At 54.7% G+C, this 21,927-nt stretch carries 18 protein-coding genes; 4 read left to right on the top strand and 14 right to left on the bottom strand.

Annotation, left to right across the window (positions count from 1 at the left end; translation table 11 throughout):
* Positions 1–603: 603 nt before the first annotated feature.
* The 4 genes from fba to tkt all read right to left on the bottom strand — a co-directional run bounded on the left by fba (position 604) and on the right by tkt (position 6,000).
* Positions 604–1,668 (bottom strand): class II fructose-bisphosphate aldolase, encoded by a 1,065-nt coding sequence (fba, locus tag ACTH3S_RS12510; RefSeq protein WP_441809342.1) that lies wholly within the window; start codon positions 1,666–1,668, stop codon positions 604–606.
* 62 nt (positions 1,669–1,730) lie between these two features.
* Positions 1,731–2,891: a phosphoglycerate kinase gene (locus tag ACTH3S_RS12515; protein WP_441809343.1), complete on the bottom strand. Its 1,161-nt coding sequence runs from the start codon at positions 2,889–2,891 to the stop codon at positions 1,731–1,733.
* Positions 2,892–2,956: 65 nt separating this feature from the next.
* Positions 2,957–4,000, bottom strand: coding sequence for a type I glyceraldehyde-3-phosphate dehydrogenase (locus tag ACTH3S_RS12520; RefSeq protein ID WP_441809344.1), 1,044 nt, complete (start codon positions 3,998–4,000; stop codon positions 2,957–2,959).
* Entirely contained in the window at positions 4,000–6,000 is a 2,001-nt protein-coding gene (tkt, locus tag ACTH3S_RS12525; RefSeq protein ID WP_441809345.1) for a transketolase, read from the bottom strand. The genes ACTH3S_RS12520 and tkt overlap by 1 nt, the downstream gene beginning before the upstream one ends.
* Before the next feature lie 255 nt (positions 6,001–6,255).
* On the opposite strand from tkt, the gene ACTH3S_RS12530 reads away from it, so the two are divergent.
* The 4 genes from ACTH3S_RS12530 (at position 6,256) to metF (ending at position 11,092) form a co-directional block, all read left to right on the top strand.
* Entirely contained in the window at positions 6,256–7,260 is a 1,005-nt protein-coding gene (locus ACTH3S_RS12530) for a metalloregulator ArsR/SmtB family transcription factor (RefSeq protein WP_441809346.1), read from the top strand.
* A 164-nt stretch (positions 7,261–7,424) separates the two neighbouring features.
* On the top strand, positions 7,425–8,615 hold the full coding sequence (metK, locus tag ACTH3S_RS12535; protein ID WP_441809347.1) for a methionine adenosyltransferase: 1,191 nt from the start codon (positions 7,425–7,427) through the stop codon (positions 8,613–8,615).
* Positions 8,616–8,836: 221 nt separating this feature from the next.
* Positions 8,837–10,210 carry an adenosylhomocysteinase gene (ahcY, locus tag ACTH3S_RS12540; protein WP_441809348.1) on the top strand — a complete coding sequence of 458 codons (1,374 nt, stop codon included), beginning with the start codon at positions 8,837–8,839 and terminating at the stop codon, positions 10,208–10,210.
* A gap of 12 nt (positions 10,211–10,222) precedes the next feature.
* Positions 10,223–11,092: a methylenetetrahydrofolate reductase [NAD(P)H] gene (gene metF, locus ACTH3S_RS12545; protein ID WP_441809349.1), complete on the top strand. Its 870-nt coding sequence runs from the start codon at positions 10,223–10,225 to the stop codon at positions 11,090–11,092.
* Positions 11,093–11,099: 7 nt separating this feature from the next.
* Here the strand turns inward: metF and ACTH3S_RS12550 are convergent, their stop codons facing one another.
* From ACTH3S_RS12550 to ACTH3S_RS12595, 10 genes are all read right to left on the bottom strand, one after another.
* Positions 11,100–11,921 (bottom strand): energy transducer TonB, encoded by an 822-nt coding sequence (locus ACTH3S_RS12550; RefSeq protein ID WP_441809350.1) that lies wholly within the window; start codon positions 11,919–11,921, stop codon positions 11,100–11,102.
* Positions 11,918–12,352 carry a TonB system transport protein ExbD gene (gene exbD, locus ACTH3S_RS12555; RefSeq protein ID WP_441809351.1) on the bottom strand — a complete coding sequence of 145 codons (435 nt, stop codon included), beginning with the start codon at positions 12,350–12,352 and terminating at the stop codon, positions 11,918–11,920. Before exbD ends, ACTH3S_RS12550 begins: the two co-directional genes overlap by 4 nt.
* Positions 12,352–13,260: a tonB-system energizer ExbB gene (exbB, locus tag ACTH3S_RS12560; protein WP_441809352.1), complete on the bottom strand. Its 909-nt coding sequence runs from the start codon at positions 13,258–13,260 to the stop codon at positions 12,352–12,354. The genes exbD and exbB overlap by 1 nt, the downstream gene beginning before the upstream one ends.
* 132 nt (positions 13,261–13,392) lie before the next feature.
* Positions 13,393–13,761 (bottom strand): YbaN family protein, encoded by a 369-nt coding sequence (locus ACTH3S_RS12565; RefSeq protein ID WP_441809353.1) that lies wholly within the window; start codon positions 13,759–13,761, stop codon positions 13,393–13,395.
* Positions 13,761–14,390, bottom strand: coding sequence for a biliverdin-producing heme oxygenase (locus ACTH3S_RS12570; protein ID WP_441809354.1), 630 nt, complete (start codon positions 14,388–14,390; stop codon positions 13,761–13,763). The genes ACTH3S_RS12565 and ACTH3S_RS12570 overlap by 1 nt, the downstream gene beginning before the upstream one ends.
* A gap of 159 nt (positions 14,391–14,549) precedes the next feature.
* Positions 14,550–15,110, bottom strand: coding sequence for a tetratricopeptide repeat protein (locus tag ACTH3S_RS12575; RefSeq protein WP_441809355.1), 561 nt, complete (start codon positions 15,108–15,110; stop codon positions 14,550–14,552).
* Positions 15,111–15,191: 81 nt separating this feature from the next.
* On the bottom strand, positions 15,192–17,639 hold the full coding sequence (locus ACTH3S_RS12580; protein WP_441809356.1) for a PKD domain-containing protein: 2,448 nt from the start codon (positions 17,637–17,639) through the stop codon (positions 15,192–15,194).
* A gap of 31 nt (positions 17,640–17,670) precedes the next feature.
* Positions 17,671–20,427, bottom strand: coding sequence for a TonB-dependent receptor domain-containing protein (locus tag ACTH3S_RS12585; protein WP_441809357.1), 2,757 nt, complete (start codon positions 20,425–20,427; stop codon positions 17,671–17,673).
* A 107-nt stretch (positions 20,428–20,534) separates the two neighbouring features.
* A complete protein-coding gene (locus tag ACTH3S_RS12590) occupies positions 20,535–21,518 on the bottom strand; it encodes a FecR family protein (RefSeq protein ID WP_441809358.1) in 984 nt (327 codons plus the stop codon).
* Positions 21,515–21,927, bottom strand: a 413-nt coding sequence (locus ACTH3S_RS12595) for a sigma-70 family RNA polymerase sigma factor (RefSeq protein ID WP_441809359.1), incomplete at its 5' end; no start/stop codon positions are given. The genes ACTH3S_RS12595 and ACTH3S_RS12590, both read right to left, overlap by 4 nt.

Genomic DNA, 21,927 nt, shown 5'->3' on the forward strand with positions numbered 1-21,927 from the left:
TGACAAAGCACTCCGCTCGGCTAAGCAGCCAAACCCGATAACAAACTGACCGATTATCACCAAACCCAGCAATAAAACCTACCGAAGCCACAGCCTTTAACAGCGTATTAGATAGAACGCCTCATTATTGCAAAAACGTGACTTCCACATTTTACGCAATCTCCATTCCAGGGCTGAAAGCTTTTACCCCAGAATACCAACAACTTAAAATCCCCCGACTGTCCATACCCTGTAATCGCGTGACGTCTTCATTATTGCAATAACGACGAATCGTCGGCGTCTTTCGGTTTCCGGGAATCGTTCTGAGTCTTCTTTCAAACAGCACCGCATCACCCACAGGCAGAGCTGTGCCCAATAGGCGTAACAAGGCGAAGCACCCAGAATAGAAAAAAAGAAATTGTATGGGTACTGAAGAGGTCATCGGCCGTCATCCTTAACAAGCAGTGCGTCTATAGCGTATAGCTTCCTACACTAGCCCATCTCTGGAGTGTTTACTGCTGTCCTTTGCAATACTTTGTTAATTCGGGCGAAGAATATCGAGAGGGGAATTCGGAGGAAAAATCACAGCCCCAGGCAGGCGCCCAGGGCTGTTTCACTACAGTCTTACTTAACCTTAGGGTCCAATTCACCCGCCTCATAACGCTCAAACATGCGCTCAAGGTTAATAGGCTTGATCTTACTGGCCTGGCCGGCACAACCGAAGGCTTCATAACGTGCGATGCAGATATCAGTCATCGCGGCCATGGTGGCCTTCAAGAATTTGCGCGGGTCGAATTCGGCTGGGTTCTCAGCCAGGAAGCGACGCACAGCACCGGTGCTGGCTAGGCGCAGGTCGGTGTCTATGTTTACTTTGCGCACACCGTGCTTGATGCCTTCTACAATTTCCTCAACCGGTACGCCGTAAGTTTCGGGCATCTCGCCGCCGTATTGGTTGATGATTTTCAGCCATTCCTGGGGTACGGAGCTAGAGCCGTGCATAACCAGGTGGGTATCTGGAATGCGCTTGTGGATGGCTTTTATCTGCTCGATGGCCAGGGTGTCGCCTGTGGGCGGGCGGGTGAACTTATAGGCGCCGTGGCTGGTGCCGATGGCGATGGCCAGGGCATCTACGTGGGTCTTTTTCACGAAGTCGGCGGCTTCTTCTGGGTCGGTCAGCATCTGGCTCATGTCCAGAGTGCCTTCGGCGCCAATGCCGTCTTCTTCACCGGCCTGGCCGGTTTCGAGTGAACCCAGGCAACCCAGCTCGCCTTCTACAGATACGCCACAGGCGTGGGCCATATCTACGGTGCGGCGGGTTACGTCTACGTTGTATTCGTAGTCTGCCGGGGTTTTACCGTCTTCGCCCAGGGAGCCGTCCATCATTACGGAGCTGAAGCCCAACTGGATGGAGCGCTGGCAAATGGCCGGGCTGGTGCCGTGGTCCTGGTGCATAACCACCGGAATGTGCGGCCACTCTTCAATGGCTGCAAGAATCAGGTGGCGCAGGAAGGGGGCACCTGCGTATTTGCGGGCACCGGCTGAAGCCTGAACAATAACCGGGGAATCGGTTTTGTCGGCGGCTTCCATGATGGCGCGCATTTGTTCCAGGTTGTTTACGTTAAAGGCTGGCACACCGTAACCATGCTCGGCGGCGTGGTCCAGCATTTGCCGCATCGAAATCAGGGCCATTTGGTTGTCTCCTTGGTTTTAGCTTTCAAAGTTTCAGTTTCAAAATGTCTTTAATGGAATTCTTACGCGCCGCGCTCTTCCAGTACGGCTACGGCTGGCAACACTTTGCCTTCTACAAATTCCAGGAAGGCCCCACCGCCGGTGGAAATATACGAGATCTTGTCAGCTATGCCGTATTTGTCAACGGCAGCCACGGTGTCGCCACCGCCGGCCAATGAGAAGGCGTCGCTTTGGGCAATGGCTTCGCCCAAGGTTTTGGTGCCGTTGGCAAACTGATCAAACTCAAACACGCCTACCGGGCCATTCCACAGGATGGTTTTGGCGTTCTTAAGCAGTTCAGCAAACTGGCCAGCGGTTTCCGGGCCTACGTCTAGGATCATGTCGTCTGCAGTCACGTCGGAAATGTTCCGGATGGTTGCGGTGGCGTTTTCTGCGAATTCACTGGCAACCACTACGTCTACCGGCAGCGGGATGTTCACGCGAGAGGCGATGTCTTTGGCGGTATCCAGCAGTTCGTGCTCGCACAGGGATTTACCAACCGGGTGGCCAGCTGCGGCAAGGAAGGTGTTGGCAATGCCGCCGCCTACGATGATTTGGTCACACACTTTCTCTAGGGCGTTGAGCACGTCGAGCTTGGTAGACACTTTGGAGCCACCAACAATGGCAACAACCGGCTTGGCTGGGTTATCCAGGGCTTTGCCCAGGGCGTCTAGTTCTGCCGCCAGCAATGGGCCAGCGCAGGCCTCTGGTGCAAAGCGCGCCACGCCGTGGGTAGAAGCTTGGGCGCGGTGGGCGGTGCCGAAGGCGTCCATTACGTAGATGTCGCACAAGGCTGCGTATTGCTTGGCCAGTGCTTCGTCGTCTTTCTTCTCGCCTTTGTTGAAGCGCACGTTCTCGAACAGCACCACTTCGCCGTCGGCTACGTCAACACCGCCCAGGTAATCTTTAATCAGGCGCACTTCCTGGCCCAGCACGCTGGTTAGGTGCTCGGCAACTGGCTTCATGGAGGAGGCTTCGTCGTACACGCCTTCTTCCGGGCGGCCCAGGTGGGACATCAACATAACCTTGGCGCCGGCGTCTTTGGCGGCCTTGATGGTCGGCAGAGAAGCGCGAATGCGAGCGTCGCTGGAGATCTTGCCATTTTTTACTGGCACGTTGAGATCTTCGCGAATGAGAACGCGCTTGCCAGCGAGATCCAGGTCGGTCATTTTTTTGATGGCCATAACAATATTGTCCTTAACTTTTAAATCATGAAGATGAAGGCTGGCGCTTCAGGCCAAATCTCTTTTCAATCTTGAACTGTTTCTGTTTTGGTCAACCAACTCTGGCTTACATCCAGCATGCGGCTGGCAAATCCCCACTCGTTATCAAACCAGCACAACACTTTCACCATGGTGCCCCGGGTTACCCGGGTTTGGCCGCCGTCTACTACGCCGGAGTGGGCGTCGTGGTTGAAGTCGGAGCTGGCCAGCAGTTCGTCGGTGTAGCCGAGTATGCCTTTTAATGGGCCGTTGGCAGCTGTTTTGAGCACCTGATTTACCGATGCTGCGTCGGTGGCTTCTCTTACGTTGAATACCATGTCGATAACGGACACGTTCATGGTGGGTACGCGCAAAGCGACCGAGCTGAACCGGCCTTCCATGTGAGGAAGCAGCCGCTCAACGCCCCTCGCCAGCCCGGTATCCACTGGCACTATGTTGTGGAGTGCGCTGCGGGTAAGGCGAAGATCCTGATGGTGATAGGCGTCGATTACCGGCTGGTCGTTCATGGCGGCGTGGATGGTGGTGGTACTGCCCTGCTCCACGCCGAAGGCTTTGTCGAGCACGGTAATCACCGGCACCAGGCAGTTGGTGGTGCAGGAACCTGCGGCCACTATCTGGTCTGTGTCTGTAATTTCCGTATCGTTAATGCCGAACACCACGGTGCGATCAACATCCGATTCTGCAGGCTGGGAAAACAGCAGTCGTTTCGCGCCGGCCTGGATATGCCGTTCGGCGGTTGCCCGATCTGAGTAGGCGCCGGAGCATTCCAGCACCAGATCTATACCCAGCTCATTCCACGGCAGTTCTGCCGGGTCTGAATGGCGAAGCACTCGAATGGGGTCGCCATTTACGATCAAGTCCTGCCCTTGCACGGCGATGCTTCCGGAGAAGCGGCCGTGGGTGGAATCGTATCGAGTGAGGTGTGCGATGGTGTCGATATCCGAAAGCTCGTTAATCGCGACCACCTGCAGGTGGTCGCGAAAACCGTTTTCGTACAGAGCACGCAACACGCACTGGCCAATGCGGCCATAACCGTTGATGGCAATACGAAAGGGCGCAAGTGCTGTCATTAGGCGTCCAGCAGTTCCGAAGCAACTTCCAGTACGTTATCCACGGTAAAGCCGAACTCTTTGAACAAGTCGCCGGCGGGTGCGGATTCACCGAAGGTGGTCATGCCCACAACGCGACCGTCCAGGCCCACGTACTTGTACCAGTAATCGGCAATGGCCGCTTCGATGGCAATGCGGTTGGTGACCTCAATCGGCAACACCTGTTGCTTGTATTCAGCACTCTGGGCATCGAATACATCGGTAGATGGCATGGAGACCACACGCACCTTGCTGCCCTGCTCTCGCAACTTGGCTGCGCTGTCCTGAGCTAATCCAACTTCAGAACCGGTGGCAATAAGAATGAGATCTGGCTCGCCTTCGCTGTCAGAAAGCACGTACGCGCCTTTGGCAACATCGGCCAACTGCTGTGCATCACGTGCCTGGCCGGGCAGGCCTTGGCGGGAGAAGATCATGGCTGTTGGGCCATCTGAGCGCTCCAACGCAGACTTCCAGGCGACTGCAGATTCTACGGCGTCGGCTGGGCGCCAGGTGCTCATGTTTGGGGTGGTGCGCAGGCTGGCAAGCTGTTCAACCGGCTGGTGAGTTGGGCCGTCTTCGCCCAGACCAATGGAGTCGTGGGTGAACACAAAGATAGAACGCTGCTTCATCAGTGCGGCCATGCGCACGGCGTTGCGGCAGTATTCCATGAAGATCAGGAAGGTTGCGCCGTAGGGTACAAAGCCTCCGTGCAAGGCAACGCCGTTCATGATGGCGGCCATGCCGAATTCACGCACACCGTAATAGATGTAGTTGCCGCTGGCGTCTTCTTTGGTGACACCTTTGGTGCCGCTCCAGATGGTGAGGTTGGAGCCAGCCAAGTCGGCGGAACCGCCAAGCAGTTCCGGCAGCAGTGGGCCGTAGGCGTTCAGAGTGTTCAAGGAAGCCTTACGGCTAGCGATGGTTTCGCTCTTGTCCTGACATTCCTGAATGTAAGCCTGGGCTTTTTCAGAGAAATCGGCAGGCAAGTCACCGGCCATACGGCGCTTCAGCTCGGCAGCCAGTTCTGGCTCGGCTTTTTCATAGGCCGCAAAAGTGTCGTTCCACGCGCTCTCAGCACTGGCGCCTTTGTCTTTGGCGTCCCAGGCGTTATAGATGTCGGCCGGAACTTCAAATGAGCCGTGATCCCAACCCAACTGCTTGCGCGTCAGCACAATTTCGTCTTCGCCCAATGGTGCACCGTGCGAGGATTCGCTGCCCTGCTTGTTAGGCGAACCAAAGCCGATCACGGTTTTGCAGCAGATCAGCGTAGGCTGTTCGGTGTTGGCGCGGCCCGCTTCAACGGCTGCACGAATGGCATCTGAGTTATGGCCGTCTACGTTGGCAATAACCTGCCAGCCGTAGGATTCAAACCGCTTAGGTGTATCGTCTGTGAACCAGCCGTCGACCTTGCCATCAATGGAGATGCCGTTGTCGTCGTAGAACATGATCAGCTTGCCCAGGCCCAGAGTGCCCGCCAGCGAAGACACTTCGTGGGAGATGCCTTCCATCAGGCAGCCGTCGCCCAGGAATGCGTAGGTGTAGTGATCAACAACGTTATGGCCCGGGCGGTTGAACTGCGCCGCCAATGATTTCTCTGCCAGCGCGAACCCAACCGCGTTGGCCATGCCCTGCCCCAGCGGACCGGTGGTGGTTTCTACGCCCGGGGTGTAACCGTATTCCGGGTGCCCCGGTGTTTTGGAATGCAGCTGCCGAAAGTTCTTGATGTCATCAATGGAAACGTCATAGCCGCTCAGGTGCAGCAGGGAATACTGCAGCATGGAGCCGTGGCCATTGGAGAGCATGAAACGGTCGCGGTTAGCCCACTGGGGGTTTGCTGGGTTGTGGCTTAGGTAATCGTTCCACAGCACCTCGGCGATATCCGCCATGCCCATGGGCGCACCCGGGTGGCCGGATTTGGCTTTCTGAACCGCATCCATGCTCAGCGCGCGAATGGCGTTGGCGAGATCTTTACGAGATGGCATTAACGTTTCTCCAATGTTTTTCAGGGAAAGTGAGGAAATCCAGAGCGTTTAATAGGGCAACACAAAGCTGTTCAAAAATATGGCGCGTATTTTCGCCGATTACGGTGTGCCGGGGCAAATCGACGTGCAGCTTCTGTGTAAATATCCTTACGTGGATTGCCGAAAGAGATTGATTTCAAAGAATGATAAATCTATATCAAAAAACTTTGATATGGCTATTGATTGAGCACTCCAACCCCCTTACACTTCGCCACCATGACAAGTTTAAATGCACACGCTAACCAAATCTCCTCCGTGGACGTGCTCGCCCCTATTTTTAAGGCAAGCGGCGACCCTCTGCGCCTGGAAATTTTGCGTGTGCTGCGCAGGGATACATTTGGCGTGCTGGAGCTGAGCCAACTGTTTGATATGCGCCAGTCTGGCATGAGCCACCACCTGAAAGTGATGCACAAGGCGGGGCTGCTGGAGCCGCAGCGTGAAGGCAACGCGATTTTCTATCGCCGCCCGCTGCACCTGGATAACGAAAAGCCCACAGACCAAACCATTCGCCAGATTTTTGAAGCTGTAGACCGCGCGCCTTTGCCCGCGCACCTGCAGGATAAGATTGAAGCCATCCGCAACCAACGAGCGGATCAGTCACAAGCATTTTTCTCTCGGCATTCCGAGCAATTCCGGGAGCAGCAGGAACTGATCGCTGCCTTTGATCTTTACGCAGCGCCGGTAGCAAAGATGATTCGCAAGCGCACGCGAAAAGCTCGGTGGCAAACCGCTTTGGAAATCGGCCCAGGCGAAGGTGGTTTTCTGCCGGTGCTTTCTGAGCTTTGCGAACACGTTGTGGCGCTGGATAACAGCCGGGACATGCTCGCCAAAGCCACGCGCACCTGCATTGATGAGCGCCTGAACAACATTGACCTGATTGAAGGCGTGACCGACACACTACTGGCCCGTGGCGATGCGTTTGATCTTGTGGTGGCCAATATGGTGCTGCACCACGTACCTAGCCCAGCCGATATTTTTCTGGATGCGGCAGCACTGATGAATAACGGCGGCTGCTTGGTTGTCAGCGACCTGTGCAGCCACGATCAGGATTGGGCAAAGGAAAATTGCGGCGACCTGTGGCTTGGTTTCGAGCCAGAGGAACTTACTGCCTGGGCTGCAGCAGCAGGCCTGAAAGCCGGCGAGCAACTGTTTATTGGTTTGCGCAACGGGTTCCAGATTCAAGTAAGGGAGTTCTGGAAAACCCATTTGCCACTTAGGTAACCGAACCCAAATGCATCAAGCCCCGCACGGGCATATCAAAAAACTTTGATATTGGCGTAGGTAGTAGTACTTACGCCTTTAAAACAAACAACTTATGTAGCCGGTGCCTGCAACATCACGCAGCCATCGGCAAGATTTCGAAACGCTCACAAAGGAGCAAACCTATGTCTGACTATAGTGTGTTCACCTCCGAATCGGTCTCTGAAGGCCACCCGGACAAACTGGCCGACCAGATCTCCGACGCCGTTCTGGATTCCATCCTAACGGAAGACCCACACGCCCGAGTGGCTTGCGAAACCATGGTGAAAACCGGTGTGGCCATAGTAGGCGGTGAAATCACCACCAGCGCATGGGTAGATCTGGAAGACCTGGTTCGCGATGTGATCAAAGACGTGGGTTACACCTCTTCAGACGTAGGTTTCGACGCCGACACTTGCGGCATCATCAACATCATTGGCAAGCAGTCTCCTGAAATCGCCCAAGGCGTTGACCGCCAAAAGCCAGAAGACCAGGGCGCCGGCGACCAGGGCCTGATGTTCGGTTACGCCAGCAACGAAACCGAAGTGCTGATGCCTGCACCGATCACCTTCGCCCACCGTTTGATGGAGCGCCAAGCCGAAGCCCGCAAGAACGGCATATTGCCGTGGCTGCGCCCGGACGCGAAAAGCCAGGTAACTTGCCGTTATGAAAACGGCAAAGTAGTGGGCATAGACGCCGTTGTGCTCTCCACCCAGCACGATCCAGACGTTAGCCAAACCGACCTGAAAGAAGCGCTGATGGAGCTGGTTGTGAAGAACGTGCTGCCGGCAGAACTGCTGCACAAAGACACCCAGTTCCACATTAACCCCACCGGCAAGTTCGTGATCGGTGGCCCGGTTGGTGATTGTGGCCTTACTGGCCGGAAGATCATCGTAGACACTTACGGCGGCATGGCTCGCCACGGCGGCGGTGCTTTCTCGGGCAAAGACCCCTCGAAGGTTGACCGCTCAGCCGCTTACGCTGGTCGCTACGTTGCCAAAAACATCGTGGCCGCCGGCCTGGCCGAAAAATGCGAGATTCAGGTTTCCTACGCCATCGGCGTGGCACAGCCTACCTCTATCTCTGTAAACACCTTCGGCACCGGCAAAATCGGCGACGACAAGATCATCGAACTGGTACGCCAGCACTTCGACCTGCGCCCTTACGCCATCACCAACATGCTCGACCTGCTGCACCCTATGTACCAAGCCACAGCAGCCTACGGCCACTTCGGCCGCGAGCCACAAGAGATCACCGTTGGCGGCAGAACCTTCACTACGTTCCCGTGGGAAAAAACCGATCGTGCGGCTGCGCTGCAAGACGCCGCCGGCATCTAAAATTTTTAAGGACGTATACCTGAAGGCATACGCCCAAATTAGAAAGAGGGGGTGGGACAACCTTCCGTGGAATGTCGGAGGCCATGGATGGCCGAGGCCAAGCGCACATGGACGTGCTCGTAGCGGTTCCACGGAAGGTTGTCCCACCCCCGGATACTCCAAATTTTAGAGGCTAGAGAAATAAACTCTCTCGCCAAAAACAGAACTAACCGGAGAACAGAATGAGCAACTTCGAAGACTTCAAAGTCCGCGATATTTCCCTGGCAGACTGGGGCCGCAAAGAAACCAATATCGCCGAAGGCGAAATGCCCGCCCTGATGGCACTGCGTGAAAAGTACAAAGCAGAGCAGCCGCTGAAAGGCGCGAACATCATGGGCTGCATCCACATGACCATCCAAACAGCCGTGCTGATTGAAACGCTGATCGAACTGGGCGCAAGCGTTCGTTGGTCATCCTGCAACATCTTCTCTACCCAGGATCAGGCTGCTGCCGCTATCGCTGCCCAGAACATTCCTGTGTTTGCCTGGAAAGGCGAAACCGACGAAGAATACGATTGGTGCCTGGAACGCACGATCGGCGCAGACATTGAAGGCTGGGAACCCAACATGGTCCTGGACGACGGCGGCGACCTGACTGCCCTGCTCCACGAGAAATACCCAGAAATTCTGGCCAAGTGCCACGGTGTGACCGAAGAGACCACCACCGGCGTACACCGCCTACAAGAAATGCTGCGCGACGGTGTGCTGAAAGTACCGGCCATTAACGTGAACGATGCCGTGACCAAATCCAAGAACGACAACAAATACGGCTGTCGCCACAGCCTTAACGATGCCATCAAGCGCGGCACCGACCACCTGATGGCCGGTAAAAAGGCGCTGGTAATCGGTTACGGCGATGTGGGTAAAGGCTCTGCTGCCTCACTGCGCCAGGAAGGCATGATTGTAAAAGTGACCGAAGCCGACCCAATCTGTGCCATGCAGGCCTGCATGGACGGCTATGAAGTGGTTTCTCCGTACATCAACGGCGTGAACACAGGCACTGAAGCCGGCGTAGACAAAGCCTTGCTGCAGACCACCGACTTGCTGGTTACCACCACCGGCAACATGAACGTGTGCGATGCGCACATGCTCAAGGCTCTGAAGTCTGGCGCGGTTGTGTGCAACATCGGCCACTTTGATAACGAGATCGACACCGCCTTCATGCGCAAGAACTGGGAATGGGACGAAGTTAAGCCTCAGGTTCACGTGATCTACCGCGACAAGGCCGTTAACGACCATCTGATCCTGCTTTCTGAAGGCCGTTTGGTAAATCTGGGCAACGCTACTGGCCACCCTTCACGGATTATGGATGGCTCCTTCGCCAACCAGGTTCTGGCGCAGATGTACCTGTTCGAGCGTAAGTTCGCAGATCTGCCAGAAGATGCCCGCGCCAAAGGCGTGTATGTACAGGTTCTGCCCAAGCACCTGGACGAAGAAGTGGCCCGCGCCATGGTTGAGGGGTTCAGTGGTGTAATCACCAAGATGACTCCCGAACAAGCGCAATACATCGGTGTACCGGTCGAAGGCCCGTACAAGCCGGAAAGCTACAAGTACTGAACGGATAATAAGATGCAATCCCAGAAACAGTTTAAACGTCGCTTCAGCTTTGAGTTTTTCCCGCCCAAGACCGACCCGGGCAAAGAAAAACTCCAAACGGTGCGCAACCAGCTTGCCGAAGTGAACCCGGATTTTTTCTCGGTTACCTTCGGTGCCGGCGGTTCCACACGGGACCGCACCATTGAAACCGTGGTCGACCTGCACAAGCAGGGCATTTCCACAGCGCCACACCTCTCCTGCGTGGGTGGTACGCGGGCAGAGATTGCTGAACTGCTGGACGTGTATAAAGAGAACGGCATCAACCGGATTGTCGCCCTTCGGGGTGATATGCCTTCCGGTATGGGTGCGTCCGGCGAAATGCGTTACGCCAACGAGTTGGTTGAGTTTATTCGTGAGCACAGCGGTGATCACTTTAACCTGGAAGTAGCGGCCTACCCGGAGTTCCATCCTCAGGCCCGAAATGCTGAAGATGATCTGAGAAACTTTGCCCGCAAGGTGGAGGCTGGTGCAAACAGTGCCATTACTCAATACTTCTTCAACCCGGACAGCTACTTCTACTTCATCGACCGGCTTGAACAGCTCGGAGTTACCATTCCGGTAGTTCCCGGCATTATGCCCATCGTGAACTTCTCAAGCATGGTGCGCTTCTCTGACATGTGTGGTGCAGAAATACCACGCTGGATTCGCAAACAGCTGGAAGCTTATGGCGATGACAAAGAGAGCATTCTCAAGTTCGGGGAAGAAGTAGTCACCAATATGTGTGAAAAGCTTCTGAAAGCCGGCGCGCCGGGATTGCACTTTTACACTCTGAACCAGGCTGAGCCCAGCATCAGCATCTGGAAAAACCTTGGTATCAGTGAGCGCGAGAAAATCGCATTCTGAGCCCATTTTAACGGCCGATAAAGAACTCCACCGGAACCGTCAGGCTCACCGTATTACCTGGCACCTCCGGTGGTGGGGCGGGTAAAGGATCCGCTCGGTGTACCAGCGCCACGGTTTCCTTATCCAGTGACTTTACGCCACTGGCCCGGAACAAGGATACATCCAACACCCTCCCCTCCCGATCAATGGTAAAACTCACCCAGGGCACCCCTTCTTGCCTTCGCATCTGGGCTCGTCTAGGGTAGCGCTTTCGCTGCGCGAGGTGTGCCTGCAATATGTTTTGCCAGTTTACGCGGGCATCCGCTGCCCGTTTACTCAAGGCACCCACTGCCGGTGCCGCTGCCACCTCGCCTTCCACCGGCAGAGATACTGGCGCAGTAGTTTCCGGCGCTGATTGATCGGCCGAAGATTCGCTGAATTGCTTCTGCTCTGCATCGGCGACTTCTTCAACTTCAACGTCATCCTCTTCACGTGCAGGTTCAACCGGTTCGACAACTTCTTCCAATACCACCTCTGGCGTGACGTCTGGCACAACCTCCTGCACCGGCTCCGGTTTCGTTGGAGTTGGAGGTGGCGGGGGCGCCGCTGCCGACTCAACTTGCTGCGGGCCCGGCGGCAATTCACTAGGCTCAGACGACGGAGCCGCCAACATAGCTATACTCACCACCACCGGCGCCGCAGATGGTGGCATAACCGGCTCATGCACCGGGCGCCACAACGCAGCCAGAACCGCCGCACCATGCATCAGCAAGGCAGCCAACAAGGCCAGGATCCAACTTGCAGGTTCCTTGTAGCGTTGGCGAACAACAGGGCCTGCCAGCAATGTCATAGCTGTTCAGCCCCTACCTGCTCAAGCCCAACCAGCGCAATTTTCAAATAACCGGCCGCACTCAGTACATTCATCACCGCCATAACATCGCCGTACGCTACCTGTTGATCTGCACGTAACAACAGGCGGGCGTTTGGTTGAATGCCCTGCTGCTGCAACCCGGCCAACAAAGTTTCGCGAGAAACGGCTTGGTCATCCCCAAGAGTCAAGGTGAGATCTTTCTGTAATGTCAGGTACACCGGGTCATCCTCAGGCGGCTGCGGTGGAGCGGCTGACGCAGGCAGATCTACTGGCACACTCACGGTAGCAAGTGGGGCCGCAACCATGAAGATAATCAGCAACACCAACATCACATCAATGAAGGGGGTTACATTTATTTCGTGACTTTCAGGCAAATCATCGGAGTTGCCTGCTTCCATATTGAACGCCATTAATCAACATCCCGGCTGATGCTCACTGGCTCTGTTTCTTTCTGTCGCACTTTCCCAGCGAGCGCTCTCGCCTCTGGGTGGTGCCGGTCCAGGTCACGGCTGACCAGAATCAACAAGGCAGTAGAAATATCTGCCAGCAAAGCCCGATAGCTGCCAATTGCCCGGGAAAAATGATTGTAGATCACGACCGCTGGAATCGCCGCCACCAAACCCATAGCGGTAGCCAGCAGGGCTTCTGCAATACCTGGTGCGACCACAGCCAGATTGGTGGTATTGGATTCGGCGATACCGATAAAGCTATTCATGATGCCCCACACAGTTCCGAACAGACCTACGAAAGGTGCAACGGAGCCAACCGTTGCCAAAATGCCGGTTCCTCTATTCATTCGCCCTGTCAAGAACACCTGCACCCTTTCCAGGCGAGCTGAAACCCGTTCTTTTACCCCACCATCAGATGACTTGCCACGGGCGGAATGCGCCAGTTCATGATCACTTGCTTGCAACAACAGCAACCCCGAACCTTTCAGAGACGCTGATTTGTTCTCTGCTTCCGCAAAGCGCTCGGCCTCAACCAGCACCGCCAGAAAACGCTGCTCACGCCTCCTGGCGACGTTCAATTGCAGCATTTTCAACAGGCACACCATCCATGTCAGAACCGAAGCAATAACCAGAAGGATCATTACTGCTTTTACCACCCAGTCAGCGGCTTGATACATCCCCCAGGGAGAAAGATCTGAGCCCAGATCATCGCTGATCTCAGGGGCTGTTCCGCCCTCCTCTGCGGGAGCTTCTACCACTTCACTCCCGGCACCTGGCGCCTGGTCTGTCACTGCCAAAGGCTCCTCTGCCATTGCCCGGCCTACGCCCGTAAACAACAGGCACAGCAACAACACCATTATGTGTTTCATCAATTCACTCCACGAATTTAATCGGAATAATATTAAAGGTAATACTCAATATTATTGAGCAACCTTAAAAAACCCCGAGAGGGGCATAACTGTTCGCTGGCGTGTCCGCTTTCACGAACCTGTTCTCACCATTCAGGTACCTGAAGCACTCGGCCGGCTACACAGCCAGGCCAGCACCACGCATAAACATGATGGAAGCAACCACTTCACCCACACCGGGCTAGCCGACAGGCAAATGATGCTCACGCTGACCAGGATGGAAATAGCCGCCAGCCACTTTGCCCGGCGAGGGATGGCCCCATGGCTATTCCATTGGCGGACAGATGGCCCAAAACGAGGATGTGCCAGGATCCAGCGCTGCAGAGCAGGCCACCCATGGCCTGCCGCCCACATCGCCAGCAGCATAAAAACTGTCGTCGGCATTCCTGGCACGATCACGCCGAGCAACCCGAGCCCAACGAACAAGACTGCCAGTAGGCGCCACGCCAGCATCTGAAGCATCAGGCCGAATCAGCCTCTGCAAAAGGAGCGAGAAGCTCTTCCACCCCGGCGCGAGCGAAAGCAAACGCCTCCAGCGCACCGCCGAGCGCAGCCTGGCGCTGCGTTTCAGTCAAATCAATACCGTCCAACCCTTCCTTGAAACGCTTCCAGAAGGCTCCCCGACCATCACTATTGCCTGCCAGATGGCGGGCCCCAAAGGTTTCGGAAAGCGCCAGCTCTTTCTTGGCATGTTTCAGCAAGAAGGCTGCCCCGAGATTTGAACCTTCAACCGTATACAGCCATCCCAGCGCAGCATAGGCATCATCTACTCCCACACGACTCGAAACATCAGCATCCTCCTGCAAGGCTGCGCTGCTGATATCAAAATCGCCACAATCGGCCAACACCGCTTCCAGCCTGTTCCGTTCCTCCAGATCCGGCAGCCACTCCTTTAAAACCGGGTTCTGATAACAAGGCGCTACCACCCGGTGCAGGCGGGCCTGGGTTCGCACGAACAGTGCGTAACGCTCACGGCTAGAGAACGGAGACAAAGCCATAATTCGCTTGTCGAGTTTCTCGTGTTCCCGGGTGGTGCCCGTTTTGAGCAAGGCAGTAAGAGATATGGCAGAGTTCACTTCGATAGTATGCATGGAGATTCTCAACTGAATAGAGTTACCACTCGACAGGCTTAGCAGGACAAAAAATCGAGCTCCTTATATACAAGACGAACGAGACAGGGTTTTGTTTTGTTTTGTTTTAAAAACTCGAGTGCGCCCGCATTGTTCCGAGCGGTCAGCTGTCAATAGCGACTAGTGGTTTTCCTGGCGCAATGCACGGGCCTGTGCCTGATACTTCTCTGCCTGCCGAGTGCGGCCAAGGCTTTGATAGAGTGCTGCAAGGTTATCCAGAACCAGTAGTCGGCGCTCTATCGGCGCAGAGGGAGTGGCCTCCAGCATTTCGTTTGCCTCCACAAACAGGGGCTCCGCTTTTGCAAAGCGCCGGCGTAGGTACAACGAAGATGCCAGGCCGTTCAAGGCATCGGCTTTAAGTATGGGCAAATCCTGGTTCGCCAGTATGTCCATCGTCTTCCTATAGGTAAGCTCAGCCTCCTCGTATTTCTCTCTGGCCAGTTGCGTATCAGCCAGGCTGGCCAGAATCCGGGCTTCCTCTTCACTGCTTTCCCCAAAATGCGCCTGCAAAAGTGGCAACAGCGTTTGGTAACGCTCTGCCGCATGCTCATAATTGCCGGCACCATGAAATTCCAGCGCCTCGTCGTTCAATGACTGAACACCTGCCAAATCAACCGGCTGAGCATAACCTTGCATACAGAACGTGGTGAGGACGATCAATAAAGGTATTTTTTTCAACATGTGTTGGCCATTTTTAAAAGGGAAAGGCTGACCAGAGGCCAGCCTTTTTGTGAGGTATTAGAGATCAATCCCAATTAAGGGCTAATCCAAACCCCCTATATCTGATTGATAATTAAATAAAAAGTCCTCTCTCTCCTTAATCTTGAACTGCCAGCGAAAATCACCGCGGGACACTCTTCTATTGAAATCGGAAGGGTAAACCAGCGCAAAGTTAACAGTTTCTCCTTCCCGAATTACCTGCCCCTCAGTCAAACCCACCAGGCGCGCCTGCTCCGTACCACCTAGGTAATCTGTTGTCACTGTGAGGTCTTGAATTGTGTAGTCGCCTTTAGAGGCCGTGAGAGCCCAAAGCTTGGTATAAGCACCAGAGCTTAAATTCCAATCCTGGTAAGGAAGGGTCATGGAGCCACCCAGATCAATCTCCATAGTGGCTAAATCTGGTGGAACTGCGCCTTGAGAGTCGCCTGATTGATCGGAACCCGAACCACCAAGAATGTAACTCTGGTCGCCTTTGATCAGCCTCAATGTCGGGTAGTCTTCGGGCGTGACCACTGGAACCGTTAAGGTATATGGCTCAGTCGTGGCCACACCATCGCTCGCTACAACAGTAACGCGGTAAATTCCCGGAAGATCGGCTGTAAAGCCGAACGTGTCTCTGTCACCCGCTTCTATGGCGGCACTGCCTTCCGGCTTTTCATCCATGGTCCAGACGTAATACAGAGTATCCAGATCCGGATCGACAGCCTGGGCAAGCATATTAGCGCGTTGCCCTACCACCAGAGGTTGGGTCTCGTCCATATTCAGGTATGGATAGGTTGGGTTCCGATAGCTGCCGGCCGACAGCACCTGTGGACTGGTTGATGGCGGGTTGTTCTCAGATTTCGCTCGCACTTTTCCGTACGGAAAAAAATTGTCAGTACTTGTTACCCCGTGGGAATCCCGAACCGCCAGCATTACAATATAAGTCCCAGGCTGGTCAGTTACGATCCCCGCTCGTGCATTAGACAGCACAGCGCCATCTTCTCTGGTTACGTCTTCATATATCAGTTTGGCAGTACTGCCATCCGGTTTATCAAAAAGTGTCCAGATGTATTCGATCGCATCATCATTAGCGTCATCACTGGTACGACCGTCAAACCATGCCGTCGCCCCCACTAACACCGTACTGGAATCTACAGTCATACCAGCAGAAGGAGCACTATTCGCCCCAGTACGGACCTCAAAGGTACGGCGCTTCGGTTCGCTGTCGTCTTCACCGTCGTTGACCATCATTTCTACGGTATAGTTACCAGCTTCCGTTGAAGTAAAGTTAAACGAACCGGCGCCAACCAAATCATCCTGTACATAACCAGGAGGTGTACTGATCCACTGGTAACTCCGGTTGCTGCTACCGATCCAGTTACCATCCACATCATATGAGTTACCGCTGGCCCACTTGCTAGCGCCAAGCTCTACCTCATTACTGTGCACACTGTCATAAAAATTGACATGAGGTGTGGCGTGCCAAGTAGCCACTGGCGGGGTATTACTCGCACCTTCTGGCAAGGTAACGTCAATATCGGCCATGGATGTACTACTGGAAACACCATCGTGAACTACCAGGTAGGCTTTCCAACCGCCAACGACATCTGGCGTAATGCTCGCGGTTGCCGTTTTATAGTTTTGAATCGCATTTTCTACGGTAAGCGCCGAGCCAGCCGGCTTACTTGCACTCGTTCGCCGAGTTATGGATTCTGAGGGGAACAGATACCAGCGATAGCTGAGCTGGTCGCCATCAGCATCGCTGCTACCCGAACCATCAAGGGGCAATGTTTGACCGCGCTCGATAGTATAGGGGCCGCCAGCATCTGCCATCGGCTTGGTGTTGGTATTGCTGGCCACAATGGTGATGTCGATCGGCTCGCTGGTCTGCTCCTGGTAACTGACCGTTAGGGTGACGTGATAGGTTCCAGCGACGTCCGCATAGAGACCAGCAACCGATGTGCCTGTCTGGGACAGGGTCGCGCTGCTGCCTTCCGGTAACTGGTCAAGATCGAGGCTCCAGTCGTATTCCAGTTGCAGTGGGTCGCCCCCCGTGGGCGGTACGCTTTCACTGCCGTCCAACTCGACTAATGTACCAATAAGAACATGATGCTCTGTTTCGGCAATCGCCACAGGATCGGGGTTGGTGGCAGTGATGGTTACGCTGTCATGGTTGCTGTCCTCCGTGCCATCGTTGACCACCAGATCCGCCTCGTAGGTACCGGGCAGGTCGGCCAGAAAAGTAGGTTGCGCACTGGTGTCATCCGACAAATCGGCAGTACTGTCGGTAGGGGTCCTGGTCAGGCTCCAGGTGTAACGAAGCGCGCCTCCATCTGCTGTAGCAGCACTTTGGGCCCCATTCAGGGATACCGTAGATCCAATCTCTACCGTCTGGTCAGGACCTGCATCGGCAGTGGGCTTGGGGGCACTCCCCCCATCACCGCCACCGCAGGCGACCAAAAATAAGGATGCGCAAAGAATGGCGCATGAGGTTTTCAGATGGTGCATAGGAAACATCTCCATGGTGTTTATCATACGGTCAGTACTTGTAGGTCACGCCCACACGGGCGGTGCGCCCGGGAGCAGGCACCAACCCCAGGCTCAGGGCATCCAGGTAGTACTGGTCGGTAAGGTTGTCGATATTGAAATCTACGGTTAGCGAGTCGCCGTGCTGCCAGCTGGCGTATACATCCACAAGTCGATAATCATGCCAGGGCACCACCCTGTTGAATCCCTGCGCAGTGTTATCGTTAAACGGTGGCGTAGGCGTTCGTTGCCCCATGAAGGTGACGCGGGCACCCAGGTCAAGGCGCCGGTCAAATAACCGCGTTCCAAGGGTGGTACTGGCATGCCACTCAGGTGGAATCATGTTATTAAAGTAAGAATTGGCGACCCCGTAATCGTTACAGCGTTCACGCCGGTAACTGCCGTAATGGCACACCTCTATATGGTGATATTTGGTTCCACCAAGCTTGCTGTAGGCAAATCCAGCGTCATATTCAAGCGTTAGTTCGGTGCCATGCAGCGTGACGCTGTCGATGTTACGCATGACGAAAAGTTCACTGCCTTCCTCCCATGTGTTTGGCGATGTGCGAGTGAGATAATCATCGGTATGGTTGCGAAAGCGTGACAGCTTTACCGCCATACGATCGTCATTGAACAGGAGGCCGCGTTTTAAAACGTTAATACCTACTTCTTTGTTGACAGTACGTTCCGGCTTCAGGCCAACATCTAACGCAGGCGTCACGGACCAACCCTGAGTGGCCTCGAACAGGCTTGGCATGCGCATCCCTTCAGCATAACGAGCGTAGAACTGGACGCCGTTCAGCCAAGGCTCCCACGCCACACTGAAAACCGGAGCGCTACCGCTATTGTCGGTGCGATAGCGAATAGCATCACAATTGCCATCGCCATCATCATCTACGCAAAAAATGCTCTCTACGTAGACGTTATCAACGACATTTCCATCTTCGTCGTACAGGTCCTGGTATGTGCCTTGCGGCACCACCAGTTTGTGATCATCCGTTTTTGCATTGAGATAACGAATACCTGAATTCAGCGTTAACGTTTGATGAGGCTGCCATTGCCAGTTGAAAAATGCCCCCAGCTCTGTTCGGTCACCAATGCGACCGAAGGCTTCGTTAGCAGCCGGGTTGCCTGCTTCGTCATAGGGAATTTCTGTATCAATTTCTTCCCTCTGGGCTGTAATGCCGTAGCTCACCTCATGCTGCCCCCAACCGGTTAACAGCATTTCATTGGACAGATCTAGCCCAAAACGATCATAGCGCTCCGGATCAGGGTCGACGCTCACTCCCTCACCAAATATGCCATCGGAATAGCTACGGTTGGCTGAACGGGTATGGGTGTGCCAAAGGTTGAAATCCAGGTTTATCCGGTCATTATCTATGGGATCCCAATTGTAGCGGCTGGTGTAAGTATCGGCGGTTACCGTGCTGTTGCTGGTCTGCCTGATCTGGTCCAGCCAGATCAGCTGAGACGGCATAAGCTCACCGTATTCACTGTCATAACGCTGGTAACCGAGTTCCAGGGTCTGCTCAAGGCCTATGTAGAAGTTACCTTTAAGCAAAAGCGTATTGCTGCGATTGTTGCTGTTAACGATTCGCTCTTCGCCTCTGAAGCGGGCAACGCCATCACGCAGCGCTGTCACTTCGGTGTAAAAGGGCAACTCGCGGTATTGGTACTCTATTTCCGGGACAGGCCCATCGCTACCCGCGTAATAGCTCTTCTGATTTCGCTGCGAATAGGCGGCAACCAGGTCAAAGGTCTCAAAACGCTTCGCCACCGCCAGACTCCCCGCCCAACTGCGCATATCCAGCAGTGAAGGACGACTCATGCCTTCATCGGAGCCAAAGCTATCTGGAAACGCATGCTCCCCCTCACACAGAGCAGGGTGGGCGCAGTCGATGCGGTAAGTTCGACCCGTTCCGTTAAGGCCAGCCGCCGTGCCCGCAGGCGGCGGCGAACTGCTATTGCCAATCGCACTTCCACGCAGGCGTATCCCCCAATCCTCACCAGGCTTGACGATATCGTTCACGCCAATGGTTCGCATGCTCACCACACCGCCGGTGGCTCCTGCCCCTCCCACTCCCATCACCGGACCTTTGCTGATTTCAATGTCAGAAATCAGATCCGGGTCGATATAGGAGCGCGATGATACGCCCGCATACCCCCGGTAAACGGTCGTTTCCTGTCGGGCACCGTCTACAAGTACCGGCACACGCCCCTGCCCTTGCATGCCGCGAATGTTTACGTCTATGCCTCCGGAGTTTCGATTCTCACCTACCAACACGCCGGTCGTACCCTGAAAAATATCGCCCACAGAACTGCCCCGAAAACGCTCTATTTCACGCTGGGATATTACGTTAGCGGACCCCGGGGTCTGGAAAACCTTATCGGCCTTCGAATAGGCTCCCTGCACAAGAATCGGAGCGAGTGTATGAAGATCGTCTGCAGGCTCTGCCTCGGGCTGGATAACCCAGGTATTCTCAGCAACAGGCTCTGCCTGCAAACCACTGCCCGCAAGTAGAATTCGTAAGGCGTCAGAGGGGGGGTACTGGCCAACCAGGGCAGGTACCACCTGCTCTTTGACCAGATTGTCTTCATACGACAGCGTAATGCCCGCCTGGCGTGAGTACTCGTCAAGCACATCGCCAAGTGGGCCTGCCGGAAGCTGCAAACTAACCGAGCTTGATACCTGCGCAAGAGCGAAGGGACTGATCAGGCTGAGTTGTAATACCAGCAGGAGCAATCCAAATATTTTGAGGGGGTACCGCATCGAACAAAGGTCCTTGTATCTTTCATGTCGTACTTGTTAGCCGAATGAAAAACCAAAACCCGTAAACTTAATGAGAATCTTTTGCATTTTAATTATTGAATCTGGAATTAAGACGTAACTACCTCAGCCCACCAGCGAGTCCGGTAACGCAACACGCCATTGGCAGAGCGGGCCAGCGCCTGGAGAATTCGGTCGGTATCATGCAACTGATACACACCGGAAACCTGAACACCCGCCAAAGCCGGGTCACAGCGGAGGAAGCCTGTCCTATAGCGGGAAACTTCATCAAGAACCTGTTTTAAAGGCATGTTTCGCACCGATAGCACACCTTCAATCCAGGCACTGTAGTCCATTCCCGGATTGCTGACTCGAGTACTGCCATGGCGACTTAACTTGTGGAGCTGCCCTGCCTCAGCGAGAATCTCCGTTGGCCGACCAACTGCTTGAAGACGGGCCTCACCTGCCTGCACCTCTACCAGGTCAAAATCGGGCTCCTGTCGAACCAGTATTCGCCCCCCGGTGGTATAGGCTTTACCGTGCTGGCTGACAACCTGGAATGGGCGTGAATCGCTGGCAACCTCTAGCTGAACTTCTCCATGAGCGAGTGACACCTGGCGCAGATCCCGGTCACTATTCAGATTTAAGGCTGTATTGGTATTGAGCCAGGCAGAACTACTGTCAGGCAACACAAACTGCATCCGCTCACCTACCCGAGTGGCGTAATCCGCGTTAAAGCGACTCAGAGTTCCTTTTTCGTTTGCCAGCATAGATATGCCGACCACCCCAAAGGCCGAACCACCCAACATTCTCAGGGCCCGGCGCCGGGTTATTTTCCGACGCTCCGAATCTGTACTCACCAAAGTATCCCGGGCCAACTGCGGAGCCCGGGTTGCCGTTGACTCAAATACCGCATCCATCTTCGCCAGTCTCTGCCAGGCCAACTCATGGTCAGGGTGACTCTGCCGCCAAGTCAGACAGGCATCAGGCACTCCAAAGCCAGCTTCACCCGACTCCAGTCGGATTCGCCAAAGAATGGCTTGTTGAACAATGTCCTCCGATAAGGGAGGCTGAGTATCAAATAAAGTACTCATGATTTACCCGATTCCCGGCCAGGCTGCAGGTCGGGATAAGCAACGGCATAGCAACCCAACATCGCCTTCGCCATATACTTTTCTACCGATGAAAGGCTGATGTGCAATTTGTCTGCAATTTTACGGTAGGGTGTTCCATCGAGGCGCGACATCAAAAAAACCTGTTTCTCAATAGATCGCAACCCATTTAGCAAGGTATCTATCTGATCCAAGAGTTCCAGCAACTCAAACTGCGCCTCTGGTGAGGGGTGTTCACGCTCAGGCATACCGGCCAGCAATTCAAGGTAATTTTTCTCCAGAATCTGACGCCTGGCCCGGTCTACTGCGAGATTTCCAGCAGTTTTCGCTAACCAGGCCCTAGCAGCCTGTCGGACTTGCACCTGACAGACAGCGTTTAAAGTGATCTTGT

This window comes from Marinobacter sp. (genome assembly GCF_052094685.1).
Lineage (GTDB): Bacteria > Pseudomonadota > Gammaproteobacteria > Pseudomonadales > Oleiphilaceae > Marinobacter.